Annotated in this window: 19 protein-coding genes; 2 read left to right on the forward strand and 17 right to left on the reverse strand. The window is 68.4% G+C overall.

The features are described 5' to 3' along the window. Positions 1–4: 4 nt before the first annotated feature. From OG801_RS13375 to folP, 8 genes are all read right to left on the reverse strand, one after another. Positions 5–2,299 carry a glycosyltransferase gene (locus OG801_RS13375; protein ID WP_406036071.1) on the reverse strand — a complete coding sequence of 765 codons (2,295 nt, stop codon included), beginning with the start codon at positions 2,297–2,299 and terminating at the stop codon, positions 5–7. Positions 2,300–2,308: 9 nt separating this feature from the next. Then, a complete protein-coding gene (locus tag OG801_RS13380; protein ID WP_406036072.1) occupies positions 2,309–2,677 on the reverse strand; it encodes a hypothetical protein in 369 nt (122 codons plus the stop codon). After that, complete coding sequence (locus OG801_RS13385) at positions 2,668–3,348, reverse strand: hypothetical protein (protein ID WP_406036073.1); 681 nt, start codon at positions 3,346–3,348, stop codon at positions 2,668–2,670. Before OG801_RS13385 ends, OG801_RS13380 begins: the two co-directional genes overlap by 10 nt. Positions 3,349–3,573: 225 nt before the next feature. Then, entirely contained in the window at positions 3,574–4,167 is a 594-nt protein-coding gene (locus OG801_RS13390) for a hypothetical protein (protein WP_355017463.1), read from the reverse strand. A 15-nt stretch (positions 4,168–4,182) separates the two neighbouring features. After that, the gene (locus tag OG801_RS13395) at positions 4,183–4,620 is read right to left on the reverse strand and encodes a DUF3180 domain-containing protein (RefSeq protein ID WP_355017462.1); all 438 of its coding nucleotides are present in this window, start codon (positions 4,618–4,620) and stop codon (positions 4,183–4,185) included. A gap of 82 nt (positions 4,621–4,702) precedes the next feature. Continuing rightward, positions 4,703–5,269: a 2-amino-4-hydroxy-6-hydroxymethyldihydropteridine diphosphokinase gene (gene folK, locus OG801_RS13400; protein WP_355017461.1), complete on the reverse strand. Its 567-nt coding sequence runs from the start codon at positions 5,267–5,269 to the stop codon at positions 4,703–4,705. Next, positions 5,266–5,658, reverse strand: coding sequence for a dihydroneopterin aldolase (gene folB, locus OG801_RS13405; protein ID WP_355017460.1), 393 nt, complete (start codon positions 5,656–5,658; stop codon positions 5,266–5,268). The genes folK and folB overlap by 4 nt, the downstream gene beginning before the upstream one ends. Next, positions 5,655–6,461, reverse strand: coding sequence for a dihydropteroate synthase (folP, locus tag OG801_RS13410; RefSeq protein ID WP_406036273.1), 807 nt, complete (start codon positions 6,459–6,461; stop codon positions 5,655–5,657). The genes folB and folP overlap by 4 nt, the downstream gene beginning before the upstream one ends. Positions 6,462–6,566: 105 nt before the next feature. On the opposite strand from folP, the gene OG801_RS13415 reads away from it, so the two are divergent. Further along, positions 6,567–8,087: a polysaccharide pyruvyl transferase family protein gene (locus OG801_RS13415; protein ID WP_406036074.1), complete on the forward strand. Its 1,521-nt coding sequence runs from the start codon at positions 6,567–6,569 to the stop codon at positions 8,085–8,087. 7 nt (positions 8,088–8,094) lie between these two features. Here OG801_RS13415 and folE read toward each other — a convergent pair whose 3' ends face one another. The 6 genes from folE to dacB form a co-directional block, all read right to left on the reverse strand. Continuing rightward, positions 8,095–8,733: a GTP cyclohydrolase I FolE gene (folE, locus tag OG801_RS13420; protein ID WP_378817749.1), complete on the reverse strand. Its 639-nt coding sequence runs from the start codon at positions 8,731–8,733 to the stop codon at positions 8,095–8,097. A 10-nt stretch (positions 8,734–8,743) separates the two neighbouring features. Beyond that, entirely contained in the window at positions 8,744–10,795 is a 2,052-nt protein-coding gene (gene ftsH, locus OG801_RS13425) for an ATP-dependent zinc metalloprotease FtsH (RefSeq protein ID WP_355017458.1), read from the reverse strand. A 150-nt stretch (positions 10,796–10,945) separates the two neighbouring features. Then, on the reverse strand, positions 10,946–11,497 hold the full coding sequence (hpt, locus tag OG801_RS13430; RefSeq protein ID WP_141801736.1) for a hypoxanthine phosphoribosyltransferase: 552 nt from the start codon (positions 11,495–11,497) through the stop codon (positions 10,946–10,948). 118 nt (positions 11,498–11,615) lie between these two features. Then, complete coding sequence (tilS, locus tag OG801_RS13435) at positions 11,616–12,593, reverse strand: tRNA lysidine(34) synthetase TilS (protein WP_406036075.1); 978 nt, start codon at positions 12,591–12,593, stop codon at positions 11,616–11,618. Beyond that, the gene (locus tag OG801_RS13440; protein ID WP_355017456.1) at positions 12,590–13,639 is read right to left on the reverse strand and encodes a zinc-dependent metalloprotease; all 1,050 of its coding nucleotides are present in this window, start codon (positions 13,637–13,639) and stop codon (positions 12,590–12,592) included. The genes tilS and OG801_RS13440 overlap by 4 nt, the downstream gene beginning before the upstream one ends. A 24-nt stretch (positions 13,640–13,663) precedes the next feature. Then, positions 13,664–15,043, reverse strand: a complete 1,380-nt coding sequence (gene dacB, locus OG801_RS13445; protein WP_406036076.1) for a D-alanyl-D-alanine carboxypeptidase/D-alanyl-D-alanine-endopeptidase — start codon at positions 15,041–15,043, stop codon at positions 13,664–13,666. A gap of 86 nt (positions 15,044–15,129) precedes the next feature. Here dacB and OG801_RS13450 point away from each other — a divergent pair, with 86 nt between their 5' ends. Further along, positions 15,130–15,621 carry an inorganic diphosphatase gene (locus tag OG801_RS13450; protein ID WP_045549276.1) on the forward strand — a complete coding sequence of 164 codons (492 nt, stop codon included), beginning with the start codon at positions 15,130–15,132 and terminating at the stop codon, positions 15,619–15,621. A 42-nt stretch (positions 15,622–15,663) separates the two neighbouring features. On the opposite strand, the gene OG801_RS13455 is transcribed toward OG801_RS13450, so the two are convergent. The 3 genes from OG801_RS13455 to OG801_RS13465 form a co-directional block, all read right to left on the reverse strand. Further along, positions 15,664–16,227, reverse strand: a complete 564-nt coding sequence (locus OG801_RS13455; RefSeq protein WP_406036077.1) for an AAA family ATPase — start codon at positions 16,225–16,227, stop codon at positions 15,664–15,666. A gap of 117 nt (positions 16,228–16,344) precedes the next feature. After that, positions 16,345–17,295, reverse strand: coding sequence for a DUF559 domain-containing protein (locus OG801_RS13460; RefSeq protein ID WP_406036078.1), 951 nt, complete (start codon positions 17,293–17,295; stop codon positions 16,345–16,347). Positions 17,296–17,477: 182 nt separating this feature from the next. Further along, on the reverse strand, positions 17,478–19,391 hold the full coding sequence (locus tag OG801_RS13465) for an acyl-CoA dehydrogenase (protein WP_406036079.1): 1,914 nt from the start codon (positions 19,389–19,391) through the stop codon (positions 17,478–17,480). Positions 19,392–19,402: the final 11 nt, after the last annotated feature.

The following is a 19,402-nucleotide window of genomic DNA, read 5'->3' on the forward strand; positions in this document are numbered from 1 at the left end:
CCGGTCACGCTTCGATGGGCGGGGCCGGCGCGAGCCGCAGGTGGATCTCGTCCGACCAGCCGAACTCGAGCTTCGCTGCCTCGGCAGCGGTCGGCTGAGGCACCCGTTCAGAGAGCTCACGGGCCACGACGATCGGCTTGTGATCGCGGCCATCCAGCAACGACCACTGCGTTGTCTCACAGGCATCGTGCTCGACCGCGGCCTTCCGCAACGCACCCACAGGCACGGTGACCAGGAAGACCCCGTCACGGTCGGCCACGTCCAGGGAGACGTCGAGGGGCCTCTCCGGGGTCGGCCAGGTCCGGAGCACCGCTCCCGTGGACTCCAGCCGGGGACCGTCCGGACCACGCAGGATCAGGTCCTCACCCTGCCACCATGCGTCGTGAACGACGGGACGGTCGGGCGTCGCGGTGATGACGAAGGAACCGTTCGGGTCGCGGGTGGCGTTCACCGCGCGCCCCTTCATCAGAGATCGGGACCCGAGAAAGTCCGGGTGCACCGGTAGCGGAGACGTACGTCCCTTCCGGGACAGCTTCACCCGGGTCGGCACGATCTCCTCCATGGGCATGTCCAGGCCGGACTTCTCGAGGACAGCCTCGACGGGCACCGTCAACCGCCACGGGGTGATGCCTCGCTCGCCCCGCTCGCCGATCGTCAACGGGTGAGTCACCACCGAACCGCTGCGGTCGGTGAGGGTCAGCTCCGCATGCTCAGGAGGAGCGCCCCGGAACGCGCCCCGGATCTCGATCTCGTCGCCGAGGTCGGTGGTGTGATCCACCCAGGCGTCCGGAAGATCGCGAACGGTGACCCCGAAGCCCCCGGGGAGGCGTCCTGGGCGGCACCAGCGGTTGCCGATGCGGCGCCAGCCCTGCCACCGCTCGCGTCCGTCTCCCGACGTCGTCACCTGGATCACGTCACGCACATCGCGGTTGCGGATGCCGATCATGAGGCGCCATTGGCGATCGCCCGCCAGTCGCGACGGGTCGATGCTCAGCTCGAGCGTGGACCTGTCCACCTGGTCGAACGGGATCGCCCGCGGCCGAGCGACATGATCCACCGGCACCCTGCCGCCGGCGGGGCTCTCCAGCCACACCGTGAAGCGCGTTCGTGGCCGGAGTGCGAGGGTGTTGATGCCGATGTTGACCCGGACCGCGACCCGGGATCCGTCCCACCAGGCCTCGGTCGCCACGGCCTTGGCCTTCATGTACGCCGGGGCCAGGCGGAACACCGAGTCGGGGACGCCGACCGCGGCGTCCTCGAAGGAGGGGAGCTTGGCGTACCAGCCGTCCCTTCGGCGGGCCAGCGGCGCCTGGGTCCCGTATTCGGCCCGATAACGGGTCAGCGTCGTGAGCGCGTCACGCTGCCGGCGCTTCAGCAGATCGAACACGAGTCGCTCGAACGGTCCCTGACGGTTGAGGATCGCGTCGTCGACGCGCGCCAGGTAGCGCTCCGCCAGGTCGAAGATGCGTCCGGACTCGTCGGCCGGATGGTCCTCGATCGAGCGGGCGAGCACCTGGACGTCCGTCGCCGCGAGATGCGACTTGACCAGGTCGGACAGGTAGGGAGCCTGCTCCTCGACCATGTCGAAGAGCATCTCGGCCGAACGTACGCGGTCACCGAGGTTGTCGAGATTCCAGTGGCTCTGCGTGATCGAGGCTTCGCCACCGTCGCGGTGCCGCCAGTAGTAGATCGGCTCGGCGAGAATGTCGACCTGGCGGGCGCGGATGTGCGCGGCAAGGGCGACCGGGTAGTCCTCGTAGAGCATGTCCGGGTAGCCGAGGCCGGCGGAGTCCCAGAAGTCGCGCCGGTAGACCTTGTTCCAGATGTAGCGATCGATGCCCAGGATGTGGGTCCGGCTGCAGTGCGTGGCGATGCGGGTGGTGACGAACGGGCGCCGGTGGGACCACGACTGCCAGACCGACACCGAGTCGAAACGGCGGGCGTTGCCGGCCACGAAGTCGGAGCCCGAGCGCGCCAACGTGTCCGTCATGAGCTGGTAGGCGTACTCCGGGACGTAGTCGTCAGCGTCGACGAACGCGAGCAGGTCACCCCTGCTCGCTTCGATCCCGATGTTTCGGGCCACCCCGACACCGACCTTCTCCGAGGAGACCACCCGGAATCGCGAGTCGCTCGACGCGAACCGATCGGCAACTGTTGCGGACCCGTCGGTGGACGCGTCGTCGACCATGACCACCTCGAAATCCGAGAACGTCTGGGCGCGAAGCGACTCCAGGCACGTCTGCAGGAAGGGCTCCACGTTGTGGAACGGGATGACGATGCTCAGAGCGGGATGCGGCACATTCTCACCTTAAGTCGCTCCGTCCTCGAGCCTTCGCAACCGCTCCTCGAAACGCGTGGCCGCGGTGATCCGGGCGCGCACCTGCTCCTGCTGACGCTGGATCTCGGCCCAGATCGAGGAGGCGTCGACGTGGCCGTCCGAGGGCGCTCGGGCCGCGAGGTTGCCGCGCTCGACGGTGTCGCGCAGGGTCTCCAGACGTGCCTCGAGGGCCGCGACCTGCGGGCTGACCCGGGCGAGCTCGCGCTCGAGGTCACCGATACGGACGCGCTGCCGGTCCGTGATGGCACGCAGCTCCTCGATGGTGGCACGAGCCTCGTCCAGGTCGGCTGCGGATCCGGTCTTTCTGATGACCTTGCCGCGCAGTCGGTTCATCGCCATAGGGAAACGCGCTCCTCCTCGAGCCAGCCAGTCATGACGCGTGCCTCCGCCTCGATCCGATGCTCCGGCGCCACGGGCGAGGAGCCGCCTGCCTGATAGGTCCACTCCGTCTGCCCGGGGTTGTCGACGAACGAGAACCCGGACAGCAGGATGTCGGACTCCGGGAACAGGTTGACCGCCAGCCACGCGGCAGTGAAGCCCGTCGTCGGCGCCAGCTTCGCGGTCCGCCAGGGGATGTCGAGGTCGGCCCCGGTGCCGGTGAGCAGCTCCCCGTTCGGGATGGGGACGAAGCCCAGATCGGGGGGCCAGGACATCGGCCACACCTCGAGGCGGCCGTGGAAGCGCATCGGTTCGGCGAGAAGGTAGAGGCGCTCGCGGTAGCGGTCGAAGGTGAACCGCGTCGGGCGGGTGATCCGGTTCCAGATCACCACGTCGGCCCGTGACCCCTGGGCCCGCGGTTCACCCGGGACATCCAGCACGAAGCTGTTGACCCGGATCACCAGATCCGAGTCGTCGATGGCCTGCGCTCGGTCGTCGCTGGGCCCCAACGGTGCATTCCCGAGCACCGCGACCGACCTCACCGGCGCCCGTCTGGCGTACGTGGTCATCAGGTCGCGTAGGTAGGCGAAGCCTTCAGTGATCGTGACTGCCCGTTCGGCGATCAACGTCACCGGCTTCCCCTTTCCAACGACCCTTGTCGCAGCGTCGTCACAGATCGCAGGGACGCGGCAGGCGCGTTACCCTTTCGGAAAAATCATAACGAGCCAGACCTCCGACAGTTACCCACCCGAGTATCGATTTGAGCGTCGCGGCGCGTTTTCACGCGTGCCGACGCAAAGTGCCATGGCGCTGTTGGCGCCTCGTCACCATCCATACATCTGCGCGTCGTTCGCTGGTCAGGCGGACTGGGCCCCGGTCCAGCTGGTGCGCTCAGCCTCCAGCTCGGCACGTACGGCGTCGAGCTCGGACTCCAACTCGGCAACGCGGATGGCCGCCTCGGCGGCGTCGGCCTCGACGGCCTGGAGCCTCGCCTCGAGCTGCTCGCCGCGCATCTCGGCCTGGGCGGCCCGGCGGGCCTCCTCGCCACGGCGACGGACTGCCTCGGCGGCACGCTGGTGAGCGGCGGCCAGAGCGGACTCGAGCTCCTCGACGGCCTGGACGCGTTCGGCGAGCTTGGCATCCATGTGCTCGCGGAACTCGGCGTTCTCCTCGGCCCGCTTCTCGGACTCGACGCGGTAGGCCTGGGCCTGCTCGGCCCGGTCACGCGCCCAGTCGCGGCGGGTCTGGAGAAGCTCGGAGTGAGTGATCTTGGTTGCGGCAGCGCCACAGGCGAGCCCGAGAACGGCTGCGAGCACGACAACCAGCCAGGACCCGGAGGCCACCGCGGCGGAGATCGTGATGGCGGCCAGCGCCAGCAGGCCTACAGCAACCGTCAGGCGTGTGCTGCGCTGACGCCTGCGTGTGACTGGAGTTGCGGATGGGGAAGGCATGCTTCCACGGTACGGCTAGTTTTCATCGCGTTTGCGGACCCGGCACGCGTGTTCGAGGAGTCGAGCGGCGATGAGGATGGCGGTTCCGGCCACGGCCGCGAAGGCCGATCGGACCAGCCGCTCCCCTGCCGCGGTGTTGGCGTCGTAGCCCAGCCAGCTCACCGCGTAGCCCAGATAGCCGCCGGCGAGGAGCGCGCCGACCAGGGTGCAGGCGCGGGCGAGCACCAGCCGGTTGACCGCCTGATGAGCCTCGATGCGCTCGCCGCGTACCTGCAGCTGGCGGTGGGTGATCCAGGCGGTCACGCCAAGGGCCGCCGCGATCAGCAGCAGCACCACCGGCTGCGCCCATGTGACGACCGGGGCCACCCCGCGCCAGGACTCCAGCACGGGGTGAGCCAGCCAGCCACCCACGATCCCGATGACGGCCCACGCCGTGATGGCTCCACCCGACATCGGGTGGAGCCGGCGCTCGTCGTCGGCGGGATCTTTCTCAGGACCCTGGTCGGGGTCCTCAGGTGCTGTGCTCAGATCCGGCTCAGAGCTCGAGGGTGAGGTCGTCGCGGCGAGTGATGCCGGACTGGTCAGACTGCTCCAGCAGCTCGGCGATCGGACCTACGCCGGGAAGATCGGCGCTCGGCTCCAGGTCGAGCCACGGCTTGAGCACGAAGGCCCGCTGGTGCGCACGCGGGTGCGGCAGGGTCAGCGACTCCTCCTCGAGGATCTTGTCGCCGACCGAGATGACGTCGATGTCGAGCGTGCGCGGCTCGTTGAAGATGCCACTTCGCGAACGGCCGTAGGCGTCCTCGATGGTGAGCGCACGCTCGAGCAGTCGCGTCGGGGTGAGCGTGGTGTCGGCAAGGATGATCGCGTTGAGATAGAGCTCGGAGTCCTCGGGCGAGTCGACCGGCTCGGTCTCGTAGACCGGCGAGATCGTGGTCACCCAGACATCCGGGGTCTCGGCGAGAGTGTTCAACGCGTCCTGCAGATTTGCCAACCGGTCCCCGAGATTGGAGCCCAATGACAGCACCGCCCGCCGGATCGGCCGCATCTCCCCGGTGAGCGTGTCGGCGTCGATGATGTACGGGTTGGGTACCTCTGTCACGTGCTCTGCCTCCGGGTGATCGTCAGGGTGACGTCTTTGAACGTCGCTTCGATAGGCGCCCCCGGTTTGTGAACCGTAACACGTACCCAAAGTGCGCGGATGTCTGCAAGGCAAATGTCCGCGATCCGCTGGGCAAGCGTTTCGATGAGGTCCACCGGGTCGCGCTCAACATTGGTTTTGACCGCCATTGCGAGACTTCCGTAATCGACGGTGTCATGCAAGTCGTCCGTTTCCGCGGCCTTGCGGGAGTCGGTGCCGATGACCAGGTCGATGATGAACTTCTGCCCCTCACGGCGCTCGAAGTCGAACACTCCGTGATGGCCGTAGCACTCCAGACCGAGGATCTGGATTTCGTCCGCGGGTTCCTCAATGTTCATCGAGTGGTTCATCCAATTGTCTCCAACTTCGCTGCCGCCGCGAGGGTGTCCCTGGCGGCACGTACGTCATGAACACGCGTGGCCCACACACCGCGTTGCGCGAGAAAGACGGTGATCGCATCGTGGGCATTCTCACGCTCGGTCACCGGACGCAGGGTGCCGTCGGGGGCGGCCAGCAGGCGGCCGAGGAAGGTCTTACGGCTGGCGCCGATGAGGACCGGGAAGCCGAGCTTGTGGAACTCCTCCACGCCCGCCAGCAACCGCCAGTTGTCGTCGGCCGTCTTGGAGAAGCCGAGCCCCGGGTCGACCACGATGTTGTCGTCCTGGATCCCCGCGGCTCGCGCCGCCTCGATCCTCTGCTCCAGCTCCGCCTTCACTGTGGCGACCACGCCGTCGGCGTAGACGAGATGGTCCTGGTGCTGCATCTCCGCGCCGTGCGCGCGCCAGTGCATCACGACGTACGTCGCACCGTGGTCGGCCGCGACCTTCAGGATCCCCGGGTCGGCCAGGCCGCCCGAGACGTCGTTGATGATCTTCGCCCCAGCCTTCAGGGCCGCATCGGCGACCTCGGGACGCATCGTGTCGACCGAGAGGGTCGCGCCCTCCTCGGCCAGCGTCTCGATGACCGGCACCACCCGGGCCAGCTCGTCGGCCACCAGCGGCCTGGTCGCGCCCGGACGGGTCGACTCGCCACCGATGTCGAGCAGGTCGGCTCCCTGCTCCAGGAGCGCGTGACCGTGAGCCACCGCGTCATCGGTCGCCAAGAAACGTCCGCCGTCGCTGAACGAGTCGGGCGTGACGTTGACGATTCCCATGACCTGCACGCCACGACCCTATCCGGCGACGCCGGAAGGGCAGACTTGACCAGGCGGGCCCGCTCAGCCAGGCTGCCCGGCATCTCATTTACCCAGGGAGGCATCGTGGCCAAGATCCTGCTCCGCTCAGCAAGGGACCCGTTCGAGGTGATCGAGGCGGGCGACCCGCGTGCATGGGGCATCGGGTTCTACGGCACGAACGTCGGCAACCTCCTCTTCGCCGACTCGACACACCGGCTCCTCAGCGTGCCCGGAACCGAGATCGTCGCGAACCACTTCGTCCATGAGCGGCGCGCGTTCACCGCCGACGAGGTCGCGGCGACCAACGACGAGTACGACCACTTCGTGGTGCCGCTGGCCAACGCCCTCCGGCCGGAGTTCACCCGCCCGTTGACCCGGCTGACCGCCTTCATCGAGCAGCTCTCGATCCCGACCACGATCGTCGGCATCGGCGCGCAGCTCTCGCTCGACGACCTCGACACCGCTCCCGGCGACGAGCTGGCCGCCCTCCACCGCCGATTCATGAACAGCGTCCTCGAACGGTCCTCGAAGGTCGGCGTACGCGGCGAGATCACCGCCGCCTACCTGCGGCGGCTCGGCTACGGCGACGAGCACGTCGAGATCATCGGCTGTCCGTCGATCTACCTCAACGGCCCCGACCTCACTGTCCGCGACGAGCGCTCCACCCCGATCGCCGACGAGGACCCGGTCGCCGTCTCGATGAGCCCGCTGACCGCGCCCTGGTTCGAGACGTACGTCGACGCTTTCGCCGACCGGCACCCGCGCATGACGTACGTCGGCCAGACCCACCACGACTTCGCGATGCTCCAGTGGGGACGGCACCGTCAGCCCGAGATGGGTATCGACCGCGACCACCGGCTCTATGCCGAGGACCGGACCCGGATGTTCCTCGACGCCGGCTCCTGGATGCGGTTCCTGGCAACCCAGCGGTTCGCCTTCGGCACGCGTATCCATGGCAACGTCGCCGCGGTCCTCGCCGGGACCCCGGCCATGGTCGTCGCTCACGACTCACGCGTGCTGGAGCTGTGCGACTACCACGGCCTGCCCTACACGATGCTCGACTCATTCAGGGCCGAGACCACGGTCGACGAGCTGTACCAGGCAGCCGATTTCACCAGCTTCCACAACCGCCTCGCCGACGGCTGGAAGCGGCTGACCGCGTTCCTGGACGACGCCGGCCTGGCGAACGTCGCGCAGCCCGGCCAGACGAGTGCGGCGTACGACGCCGAGCTCGCCGCGACTGAGCCGGCGGCACCTGTCGCCACGCTCCGCGGATCGGGCGATGACGCCATCCGGCGCATCGAGGACCGGATCCACGCGCTCAAGATCGCCTCCGAGCACGCCGAAACCGCCGCCAAGCGTCGCGAGCGGGAGCTCGAGAAGAAGCTGATGGCGTCGGCGAAGAGCCAGGCCAAGCGGATCGCAGCCCTCGAGACGACCACGAGCAAGCAGCAGACCCGGATCGAACGGCAGGCCGGCCGCCTGGACCGCCAGCGAGCCCTGATCGACGAGCTGCGCGCAGACCTCGCTCGCCACCAGGAACGAGCGGGCCTGCGCGGCTTCGTGCGACGGGTTCGCCGCCGGCTGCGTCGCTCCGCGGGCTAGTGGCGCACTAGCGGGTTCCGCCCCGGATCAGGGCCATGGCCTCGGCCCGGGTGGTGGCGTTGGAGCGCATCGTGCCGCGTACGGCGCTGGTGATCGTGCGGGCGCCGGCCTTCTTGACGCCGCGCATCGTCATGCACAGGTGCTCGGCCTCGACCACCACGATGACGCCACGCGCCTCGAGGAGCGCCATGAGCGCGTCGGCCACCTGAGTCGTGAGCCGCTCCTGCACCTGCGGTCGCTTGGCGTAGACGTCGACCAGCCGGGCGAGCTTGGACAGGCCGGTGATCTTGCCGGAGGACGCCGGGATGTAGCCGACATGGGCGACACCCGTGAACGGCACCAGGTGGTGCTCGCACATCGACCACAGCTCGATGTCACGGACCAGGACCATCTCGTCGTGGCCGAGATCGAAGGTCGTGGTGAGCACTTCCTCGGGCGTCTGGTGCAGCCCGCGGGTCACCTCCTGGTAGGCGCGGGCGACCCTCGCCGGAGTCTCGAGCAGCCCTTCGCGATCGGGATCCTCCCCGATCGCGTAGAGCAGCTCGCGCACGGCCGCCTCGGCCCGCTTCTGGTCGAACACCGGTACGTCCGCCACGTCCCGCTCGGGGACATGGACGGGCGCTACGTCATCGAAGTTGTCGGACATGTGTTCAGTATCAGGCGGGCGGGGTGGCCTCAGCCGAGCCGGCCTCGGTCGGCTTGGTGGGGTCGACTCCGTTGGCTGACTGGACGCCGGACTGCTGACCGGCGGCGCGGATCGCCTTGGCGAGGTTCTCCTTGTCACGCTCGACGATCCACCGCGGGATCTCGACCGCCGGGCGGTCGGAGGGGCGGCGGGTGTCGGAGCCGGTCCAGGCCGGACGCGGGTCGCGGCGACGCAGCGGCTCGAAGATCTCGGCGACCTCGTGCTTGGAGAGCGTCTCCTTCTCGAGGAGCTCCAGGACCAGGGTGTCGAGGACGTCCCGGTTCTCCTCGAGGATGTCGAAGGCCTCCTGGTGCGCGGTGGCGAGGAGCTTCTTGGTCTCGTCGTCGACGACGGCGGCGACCTCCTCGGAGTAGTTGCGCTGGTGACCGATGTCGCGGCCCAGGAACGGCTCCCCGTTGGACTCGCCGAGCTTGATCGCACCAAGGCGCTCGGTCATACCGAACTGGGTGACCATCGCGCGGGCGAGGTTGGTCGCCTTCTCGATGTCGTTGCCGGCGCCCGTGGTCGGGTCGTGGAAGATGAGCTCCTCCGCGGCGCGGCCGCCGAGCATGTAGGAGAGCTTGTTGAGCATCGCCGAGCGCGTCTGGCTGTACTGGTCGTCGTCGGGCATCACCAGGTTGTAGCCCAGCGCCTTGCCGCGCGGCAGGATCGTGATCTTCTGGACCACGTCCGGGCCTGGCAGGGCCGCGGCGACCAGCGCGTGGCCACCTTCGTGGTAGGCGGTGATGAGCTTCTCCTGCTCGCTCATCAGACGCGTGCGCTTCTGCGGGCCGGCGATGACCCGGTCGATGGCCTCGTCGAGCGCCTTGTTGGTGATCAGCTTCTGGTCGCTGCGAGCGGTCAGCAGCGCGGCCTCGTTGAGCACGTTGGCCAGGTCGGCACCGGAGAACCCGGGGGTCCGGCGGGCGACCGAGTCGAGGTCGATGTCGCCGGCCAGCGGCTTGCCGCGGGCGTGGACCTGCAGGATCTTCTCGCGACCGGCGAGGTCGGGAGCGTCCACCTGGATCTGGCGGTCGAAGCGGCCCGGGCGCAGCAGCGCCGGGTCGAGCACGTCGGGACGGTTGGTCGCCGCGATCAGGATGACCCCGCCGCGTACGTCGAAGCCGTCCATCTCCACGAGGAGCTGGTTGAGCGTCTGCTCGCGCTCGTCGTGGCCACCGCCCATGCCGGCACCGCGGTGACGGCCGACGGCGTCGATCTCGTCGATGAAGACGATGGCGGGAGCGTTCTCCTTGGCCTGCTCGAACAGGTCGCGGACGCGGCTCGCACCGACACCGACGAACATCTCGACGAAGTCCGAACCGGAGATCGAGTAGAACGGCACACCGGCCTCGCCCGCGACGGCACGCGCGAGCAGGGTCTTACCGGTGCCTGGCTGGCCGTAGAGCAGCACGCCCTTGGGGATCTTGGCGCCGACGGCCTGGAACTTCGCGGGCTCCTGCAGGAACTCCTTGATCTCCTGGAGCTCCTCGACCGCCTCGTCAGCACCGGCTACGTCGGAGAAGGTCGTCTTCGGCATGTCCTTGGTGATGAGCTTCGCCTTGGACTTGGCGAACTGCATGACCCCGCGGCCGCCACCGCCCTGCATCGAGTTCATCAGGAACAGGAACAGGATGATGATCAGTGCGAACGGCAGAACGAAGCTCAGGATCGAGCCGAGCACGGAGGGCTTGGCGACCTCGGAGCTGAACTTCTCGAGGTTGTCGCCCTCGGCCTGGGTCTTGCGCACCATCTCGATGAGCGCTTCCTGGTCACCGTCGACCCAATAGGTCGTGACCTCGGCGCCGCCCTCACGGGTGCCCTTGACCAGGGTCGCCTTGATCTCCTGGTCGCCGTCGACGAACGTGATCTCCTTGACCTTGTCGTCCTGGATGTACGACGTCAGCTGACTCGTGGTGATCTCGTCGCCCCCGTTGCGAGGGGCGAGGTACTGCAGCGCCAGGATCACACCGAGCACTGCCACGATGATCCACAGCCAGGGACCTTTGAATATGCGCTTCACAGGCTTCTTTCAACCGTTACGGGGTCAGACATGCACGCAGGGCAGCGTGCTCGTCATTTAGAACGACGGTACACGCCAAATCGTGCCCACCCCATCTGCGCGGTTCCGCTGTTGGCGTAACAGCAGGCGCTCGCCGGCTCAGTTCCAGCCTCAGCTGTAGATGTGCGGCGCGAGAGTCGAGATGTCGCGCAGGTTGCGGTACTTCTCGTTGAAGTCGAGGCCGTAGCCGACCACGAACTCGTCGGGGATGTCCCAGCCGACGTACTTCACGTCGACCGGCATGCTGACCGCCTCGGGCTTGCGGAGCAGGGTGGCGATCTCGATGCTCGCCGGGCCGCGGCTGGTGAGGTTGGAGGTCAGCCAGGTCAGGGTCAGGCCGGAGTCGATGATCTCGTCCACGACGAGCACGTGCTTGCCGGTGACGTCGGTGTCGAGGTCCTTCAGGATCCTCACCACACCGGACGACTTGGTGCCGGAGCCGTAGGAGGAGACGGCCATCCAGTCCATCTCGACGTGGCGGTTCAGGGCGCGCGCGAGGTCGGCCATGATCATCACCGCACCACGTAGGACGCCGACGATCAGCAGCTCCTGACCCTCGTAGTCCTTCTCGATCCGGCGGGCCAGCTCTTCGACCTTCGCCTGGATCTCGTCGTGGGTGAACAGGGTCTTCACGAGGTCGTCGCCGACGTACTCGGTGTCCATGTCCGTCACTCTAGATGGTGGTGACGCATGCGGCGGAATACCCGGTTCACCGGGTATCCCTGCACTTCTCAGGCGTTGCAATGCCAGAGAAGTGCAGGAATACCCTGAGAAGTCCGCCTCACGACCCGCTCGACGCGGGCCGGATGTGGATCGAGCCGTCGCGGCGTACGGCCTGACGGTGTCCGGGAAGGTCGATCCAGCGCTGGCCGCGCCAGTCAGTGACCAACCGGTCGATCGCCAAGACGTGCTCACGGGTGAGCTCCGCGGGCGGGCTGCCGGCTTCGATCGCCGCGATCCGGAGGACTCTGGTGCGGACGGCGGAGGGATACCCGGCGAGGGTCTCGACCGGGAGGGATCCGCCGAGCTCGCGGTGCATCGCCTCGGCGATGTCGTCGATGAAGTCGGCGTCATCACGGAGCTGCTCGGCGGTGCGAGCCAGCGCGTCGGCGACCCCTGGGCCGAGGTCCTCTTCGAGCGTGGGCAGGACGCGGTGGCGGATGCGCGCGCGGGTGTAGGCGAAGTCGCGGTTGTGCGGGTCCTGCCAGACGTCGAGGCCCTCGACCTGGCAGGCGGTCTCGGTGTCGATCCTGGTCGTCGCCAGGAGGGGTCGGCGGTAGCGGTCGAAGCCGGCTCGCATCCCGGAGAGGCTGCGCGCGCCCGAGCCCCTGGCCAGGCCCAGCAGCACGGTCTCGGCCTGGTCGTCGCGGGTGTGGCCGAGCAGGATCACGCTCGCGCCGAGGCGCTCGGCGAGCTGGTCGAGGACCGCGTAACGGGCCTGGCGCGCCGCGGCCTCGGGACCCTCCCCGTCGGCCTTGACCTCCACCGTCGCGGTCACGGTCTCGTCGACGCCCATCTCGGCGAGTTGTCCGATGACCTTCGCGGCCTGTGCCTGGCTGCCGTCCTGCAGCCCGTGGTCGACGGTCGCGCCGATGATGTGCAGCCCGAGCTTGTGGCCCTCGAAGACCGCGGCCGAGGCGAGCGCCAGCGAGTCCGCTCCCCCGGAGCAGGCGACGATCACCTTCTCGCCCGGCTCGAGCCGCTCCAGTGTGGCGCGGACAGGGCGGCGTACCGCAGCAACCGAAGGGTGCAGACTCACAGGACGCGCGTGACCCAGGCGTCCGGCTCGACGATCTCGGCCTTGGTCGGGAGGTTCTCGGGGCCGGCGAAGACGGCGTTGAACTCCTCCATACCGACCCGGTCGACCACGTTGCGTACGAACTTCGCGCCGTCGCGGTACTGGGCCATCTTGGCTTCCAGCCCGAGCAGGCGGCGCAGCAGGCGGTCGAGTACGCCGATGCCCTGGCGGCGCTTGTTGAAGGCCTTGCGGATCGTGGTGACGCTCGGGATCACGCCGGGGCCGACATCGTCCATGACCACGTCGGCGTGGCCCTCGAGCAGCGACATCATCCCGGTGACCCGGTCGATGATCTCCTTCTGCTCGGGCTTGGCGAACGCGTCCACGATGCTGCCGTTGCCCTTGAGAGCCTCGGTGACCCGCTGCAGCCCGCCGTCGAAGATCGAGGCCGGGTCCATGGCTTCGGAGAGGCCCTCGATCTGGGCGAAGAGGTGGTCGCGCATCCACGGGCTGGCGGTGAACTGGACCCGGTGGGTCTCCTCGTGAAGGCAGACCCACAGCCGGAAGTCGGTCGGGTCGAGGCCGAGCTCGCGCTCGACGTGGACAGCGTTGGGCGCGACCAGCAGCAGCCGCCCCGACGGTCCGTAGAACGGGTCGAACTGGCCGAGGATCTTCGAGGACATGAACCCGAGCAGGCCGCCGACCTCGGCAGCGCTGATCTTGGAGCCGACTGCCTGGGTGAGGGCTCCCGGGGCGCGCTTCGCGGTGATCCGGTCGACCACCGGCGAGATCACGTGGGCGAAGGTGTCGGCGTTGGCCTGGATCCAGCCCCTTCTGTCCACCACCAGGACCGGCGCCGTGTCGCGGGGCGCGTCCAGACCAGTGAAGGCGCGTACGAACTCGGTCGCCTTGGCGGCGTCCGCGCGCAGCTCCTCGACGGCGTGCTGAGCCTCGCTGCGCGAGACGATCGGGCCATCTCCACCGACCGTCGCACCGAGGCGTACGGCCAGGTCCCAGTCGACCATGGTCGCTCCGGACGGGGCGGGGTCCTCAGCACGATGGGTCATGCGTACGACCGTAGCCGACCGGACCTATGCCGAGCATCGACACGTCGCGACCGCCGTCATCGCGTCATCGAGGGCGTCGCGTACGTCCAAGGTCTGTGCCGGCTTGAACCCGTCGGCCATGAGTACGACGACGAACGGCGTGCCGCGGGCGTCGACCGCGATGCCGGAGAGCCCGGAGACGCCGGTGAGGGTGCCGGTCTTCGCCCGGACACGGCCGCGACCCGGCTCGGCGTCGAAGTTGAACCGCCACGAGAGGGAGCCGACCCAGCCGGCGACCGGGAGGCCCGTCATCGCCGGCGCGAGCTCGGGACGATTGCGGCTGGCGGCGGTCTGGAGCGTGCTCACCAGCAGCGTCGGCGGGATCAGGTTCTGCCGGGAGAGGCCGGAGCCGTCGCGTAGGACCAGGCCGGTGGTGTCGATGCCGAGCTCCTTCAGCGTGGCCGTGATCGCCGCGGTGGACCCGTCGAACGTCGGGGCGCCCGCCGCGAGCCCGACCTGGCGGGCGAGCACCTCGGCGAGCTGGTTGTCGCTGTACTGCAGCGTGTATTCGACGATCTCGCGCAGGGTGTCCCCCTGGCGTACGGCGAGCTGGGTGCCTGCCTTCGTCCCCCGCGCGGGCTTCCCGTTGACCTTGATCCCGTGCTTGACCAGGGCCTTCTTGAACTGCTCGGCGGCCTGCATGGACGGATCCCGGCTGTAGCCCGACGACTGGGAGCCGCCGTGGTCGACCAGCAGCGCGGTGATCCCGCCGACCTCCTCACCGAGATAAGTGCGTCGCCAGGTAGGACTCAGGGTCGGACCACCGAAAAGGGTGTCGTCGAAGGCGAGGGTCACCGACTTGGTGGTGCCGAGCTCCCGCGCCGTCTCCGCGGCGAGGTCGTCGAGGTCGCTGGAGCTGAGAGATGCATCACCTCCGCCGACGAGGGTGACGGTGCTCCCCTGGAGCGTGGTGCTGGTCTCGAACCGGCGCTCCGGGCCGTACGCCTCCAGTACCGCCACGCTGGTCAGCACCTTCGTGACGCTCGCGGGGGTCGCGGCCCCGGTGCCGTGGCTCACCAGCGGCGCGCCCTCGAGCGGCGCGATCGCCGCCTTGAGGTGCTTGCCGAGCCGCTTGTCGCCGACCACCTCCCGCATCACCTGCTCCAGCGCGGCCTGATCAGGCTTTCCCGGAGCTCTGGTCTGCTCGCCCGCGACCGCCGCGGGGCTGACGGCGGCGATGCTCAGCGGGGCCGGCGGAGGGGTCGGCGCGACGTTGCCGCGCGCATAGCGGACCCACCCCAAGGCGTACGCAGCGGCCGCGACTCCCACCAGCAGCGCGAGCACCAGCGGCAGCACGACCACGAGCTTTCCGCGGCCCTCCTCCGGCTCCTCGGAAGGCCACTTCGGCGCGCTTTGGGGCTCCACGGATATCCTCCTCGATGCCGGATCTGACGCCGATCGGTGTCAGACTGTCCGGCATTCCGTTTTTGGGTTTGTCTGGAGGCAGAGAAGTGACGCAGGAGTTCGACGTACTGATCGAGGTCCCCAAGGGATCCCGCAACAAGTACGAGGTGGACCACGAGTCGAACCGGCTTCGACTCGACCGCGTGCTGTTCACCTCCATGATGTACCCCGCAGACTACGGCTACATCGAAGACACCCTCGGTGGGGATGGTGACCCGCTCGACGCGCTGGTGCTCACCCCCTACCCGCTCTTCCCCGGTGTGCTGGTCGAGGCCCGCCCGGTCGCGATGTACGTCATGGAGGACGAGAAGGGCCAGGACGAGAAGGTCCTCTGCGTCCCCTGCGACCCCCGGTTCGACCACATCCAGGACCTCGCGGATGTCGACGAGTGGACGCTCAACGAGATCAAGCACTTCTTCGAGCACTACAAGGACCTCGAGCCCGGCAAGACCGTCAAGGGCTCCGACTGGGTCGGCAAGGCTGCTGCGGAGTCGGAGATCGCCGCGTCCATCGATCGGTTCAAGAACACCGCTCACTGAGGCGGTCAATGCCACTTTCCCGCCATGGCGGGATTCTGTTCGTCAGTCAGTGGACGCGGCCGCGTCGATGGCCTCGAGAACGTCGCGGTAGGCCGCGTCCGTCGCATCCGCGACGCTCATGACCGTCCTCGTCCTGGGACGTCGGGCAACGAGCCCGCGCAGCCTCACGGCGTAATCACGTAGGACGTCGTCGCCACCTGCTTCGGCGACCAGGCTCCGCACGATCGGGTGCCACGGGTCCGTGCCGTCGTCGCGGCGGTGGAAGCGGCGTACGGCATCGTCGGTCTCTGCCTCCAGCATGATCTCGATGAACTCGGCGCCCGCGTCGAGCGCCGCGCGCTCGAACTTCTCCAGCTCACTCACCCTGGCGAGCAGCTGCGGCAGCACCACGTCTCCGGACTCCCGGAGATAGCCGGCGATCATGCCGAGCGCCGCCGGCCGGATCCGTGCACCGGCCTTCTCGAAGTCGTCGCGCCAGCCACCGATGAACGTACGCAGCACATCGACGTCACACAGCAGCGTGCCCGGGTGTTCCGTGGCATACCGACGGGCGATCGTCGACTTCCCCACTCCGGGCAAACCGTTGAGCAAGATCAGGCGATTCACGCGGCGAGCGTATCGGCGTGCCGGGGCAAATTCCCGCCATGGCGGGATTCTGCGGGGGCGAGTGATCGATCGTGGCAGCATTTTCCCGCCATGGCGGGAATCTGGCGCCTGGCTCGATCAGGAGCGATCCGGGAAGTGCTGCTTCCAGTTGTCGCTCAGCTTTCTGGGTACGTCCGGCTCGCCGCGCTGGAGGAGTACCCGATGGATCCTCTCCAAGGTCGTGCCTGGGGAGGTGTAGATGTCCTTGGCGATGAAGACGAGGATCCGCCATCCATCAGCGTCGATCGCCTCACGGCGAAGAAGGTCGGCCTCCCACTGTTCCTCGCGCTCGACGTGATGCTTTCCGTCGTACTCGATGATCGTGCGCGACTGCGAGTAGCTCAGGTCGTACTTCCGCTTGTCCAGCTCATCGCCGACCAGGGCGTTGACCGCAGGCTCGGGCAGCCCGGCGAGCACGATCAGCAGACGTAGCCGGGTCTCCATCGGCGAGTCCACCCCCGCGCGGACGAGTGAGGCGGCCCGGCGCGCGAGGGCCGCACCAGGGCTCTTCGCCGATGCGCTGTGTTCCACGAGAGATGCTTGCGTGACCAGTCCCTTGCGCACCATGTGGTCACCGACGACCACCAGGTCGACGAGCGGGATCAGCGCCGCCAGATCGACGAAGACCTGTGCGGGCGCCGAGACGTCCACGTGATCGAACTTCGTGATCAATCCGTCAGGCGCCGAGTGGCACCTGATCTGGGGACGTCCCCGGCGCTGGTCGCGCCGAAGGACCGTGACGTGCTCGCCTGGCAGCGGCGGGATCGGGAGTTCCCACACCCGGGCCGCTGTCGCGTGACTGGCCCACGCCCCGAGCGGGTCCACGCTCAGCACGACCGCCTCCGCGATCAGCAGCGGAGTCACCTCGACGGCACTCGACACGTAGATCCCGTGGAAGAGCCGGCGGAAGTCCCTACGCTTCCGGCGCGGATCGAATCCGCTCGCCAGAGCGTGCATGCGCCGGAACGGTCGGGTCGGATCGATTGGGATCGTGGGCGTGGTCTTGGGCTTGATGCGTACGGCAGTCATACGGGAATCGTGCGCAATCCGCAGAACATTCGCAGAAGTTATCCACACCCCCTGTGGATAACTCGCTCCGAGCGGCTGGCTCACCAGGCGGCACTTTCCCGCCATGGCGGGATCCTGCCGCGCAACAAGCCCAAGCGACCCCGCATTTTCCCGCCATGGCGGGAAAAGGGCTCACCCCGACCTCAGCCGATCAGGTCCTCCGACCGCAGCAGCTCTTCCGGCACGCCGAAGCCATCGACGAGCAGCCGTGCGTCGGGGCGCAGCTCGCGGCAGAGGCGGTTGACCTCGGCGGTGATGGCCTTGGAGCGCTCGGAGGAGAGGCGGCCGTGCTCCATGAACCAGGCGCGGTCGGCCTCGATGACCGAGAGCGCGTTGAGGTCGCAGAGGATGTCCATCAGGTCGCGTACGGGACCTTCGGGGAGCACGCGGACCTTCTCCCGGAACGCCTCGTGGATCAGCCGCTCGACGTGCGCATGAGCGACCCCGATGACGTGGTCCTGCACGGTCGAGAAGACCGCGCCCGGCTCGCGTCCGGCCTTGACGCCCGACTGCAGGCGGCGGGCGACGCCGGCGAGCATGTGCTCTTCGCGGAAGCGCAGCATCGCCAGGTGGTAGTCGGAGTCGAGGATGTCCGGCTCCCGCTCCCCGGCCACGGGGACCACGTCGCGGACCCGCTCGAGCAGCTTGTGCACGGCGGTCCGCTCCAGGACCGTCTCGACGGCGAGACCGGCCACGAAGCGTACGAGATCCAGCTGGTCCATCTCCTCGAACTCGCTGGAGTAGCCGGTGAGCAGCCCCTTGGCGACCAGCTGCAACAGCACCGTGTTGTCGCCCTCGAAGGTCGTGAAGACGTCGGTGTCGGCCTTCAGGGCCGCGAACCGGTTGGCGGCCAGGTAGCCCGCCCCGCCGCACGCCTCCCGGCACTCCTGGATGGTCCGGGTCGCGTGCCAGGTCGCCAGGGCCTTGGTGCCGGCCGCTCGCGACTCGAGCTCGCGCCGGGCGTGTTCCGAGGTCGCGACGCCGGAGAAGACGTCGTGCAGGTCGTCGCGTACGACCTCCTGCGCGAAGCGCAGCGCATAGGTCCGCGCGACCAGTGGCAGCAGCCGCCGCTGGTGCTGGCCGTAGTCGAGGAGCAGCGACTCCTCGGCGTCCGACGACGCCTCGAACTGCCGGCGCCGCAGCGCGTAGCGGACCGCGATCGTCAGCGCGACCTCCGATGCCCGGATCGCGGCCCCGCCGACCGAGACGCGTCCCTGCACGAGCGTGCCGAGCATGGTGAAGAAGCGCCGTCCGGCCGACTCGATCTCGGAGACGTACTCGCCGGCCTCGGTGACGTCCGCGAAGCGGTTCAGGAGGGACGTACGCGGCACCCGCACGCCCGTGAACCACAGTCGTCCGTTGTCGACGCCGTTGAGCCCCATCTTGGGTCCGTCGTCCTCGATCCGGACCCCGGGAGCAGGCGCGCCGGCAACCCGGATCGGCACCACCAGAGCATGGACGCCACGCTCCTCGCCTCCGACCACGAGCTGGGCGAAGACGACCGCGAGCTCACCGTGTGCCGCGGCGTTGCCGATGTAGTCCTTGTACGCATCCTCGCGGGTCGTCTCGATGACGAACTCCTGCGCAGCCGGGTCGTAGGTGGCCACGGTCCCCACCGCGGCCACGTTGGACCCGTGGCCGTGCTCGGTCATCGCGAAGCAGCCGAGCAGGCGCCCGGAGACGATGTCGGCGAGATACCGATCGTGGTGACGCGCCGTGCCGAGCTGCAGGATCGCGCCGCCGAAGAGCCCGAACTGCACGCCCGACTTCACCAGCAGCGACAGGTCGCCGCCGGCCATCTCCTCGAAGGCGGCGATGGAGGCGCCGACGTCACCGCCCCCGCCGTACTCCTTCGGGAACCCGAGCCCGGTCAGACCGGTCGCGGAGACATCGAGGAGCACCTCCCGTACGCGCTCGCGATACTCCGGCCGGGCCAGTTCCTCGACCTCGTCGAGGAAGTCGGCGCGCTCGATCAGGGACTTGCGTACGTCCTCCCGGACTCCCGCGTATCGCCCGTCGAGAAGTGCGGTCAATGAGGCTGCATCGATGGCGGTCACACCGCCACCTT

The sequence above is a fragment of the Nocardioides sp. NBC_00163 genome (genome assembly GCF_045206295.1).
GTDB lineage: Bacteria > Actinomycetota > Actinomycetes > Propionibacteriales > Nocardioidaceae > Nocardioides.

Bases quoted from the DNA above. Each gene is read 5' to 3' on its own strand.
- OG801_RS13390 (WP_355017463.1), bottom strand. From the start codon at position 4,167: ATGCCTTCCCCATCCGCAACTCCAGTCACACGCAGGCGTCAGCGCAGC.
- OG801_RS13395 (WP_355017462.1), bottom strand. From the start codon at position 4,620: ATGTCGGGTGGAGCCATCACGGCGTGGGCCGTCATCGGGATCGTGGGT.
- OG801_RS13440 (WP_355017456.1), bottom strand. From the start codon at position 13,639: ATGACCCATCGTGCTGAGGACCCCGCCCCGTCCGGAGCGACCATGGTC.
- hpt (WP_141801736.1), bottom strand. From the start codon at position 11,497: ATGGACACCGAGTACGTCGGCGACGACCTCGTGAAGACCCTGTTCACC.
- OG801_RS13380 (WP_406036072.1), bottom strand. From the start codon at position 2,677: ATGGCGATGAACCGACTGCGCGGCAAGGTCATCAGAAAGACCGGATCC.
- folB (WP_355017460.1), bottom strand. From the start codon at position 5,658: ATGAACCACTCGATGAACATTGAGGAACCCGCGGACGAAATCCAGATC.
- folP (WP_406036273.1), bottom strand. From the start codon at position 6,461: ATGGGAATCGTCAACGTCACGCCCGACTCGTTCAGCGACGGCGGACGT.
- OG801_RS13460 (WP_406036078.1), bottom strand. From the start codon at position 17,295: ATGACTGCCGTACGCATCAAGCCCAAGACCACGCCCACGATCCCAATC.
- folE (WP_378817749.1), bottom strand. From the start codon at position 8,733: ATGTCCGACAACTTCGATGACGTAGCGCCCGTCCATGTCCCCGAGCGG.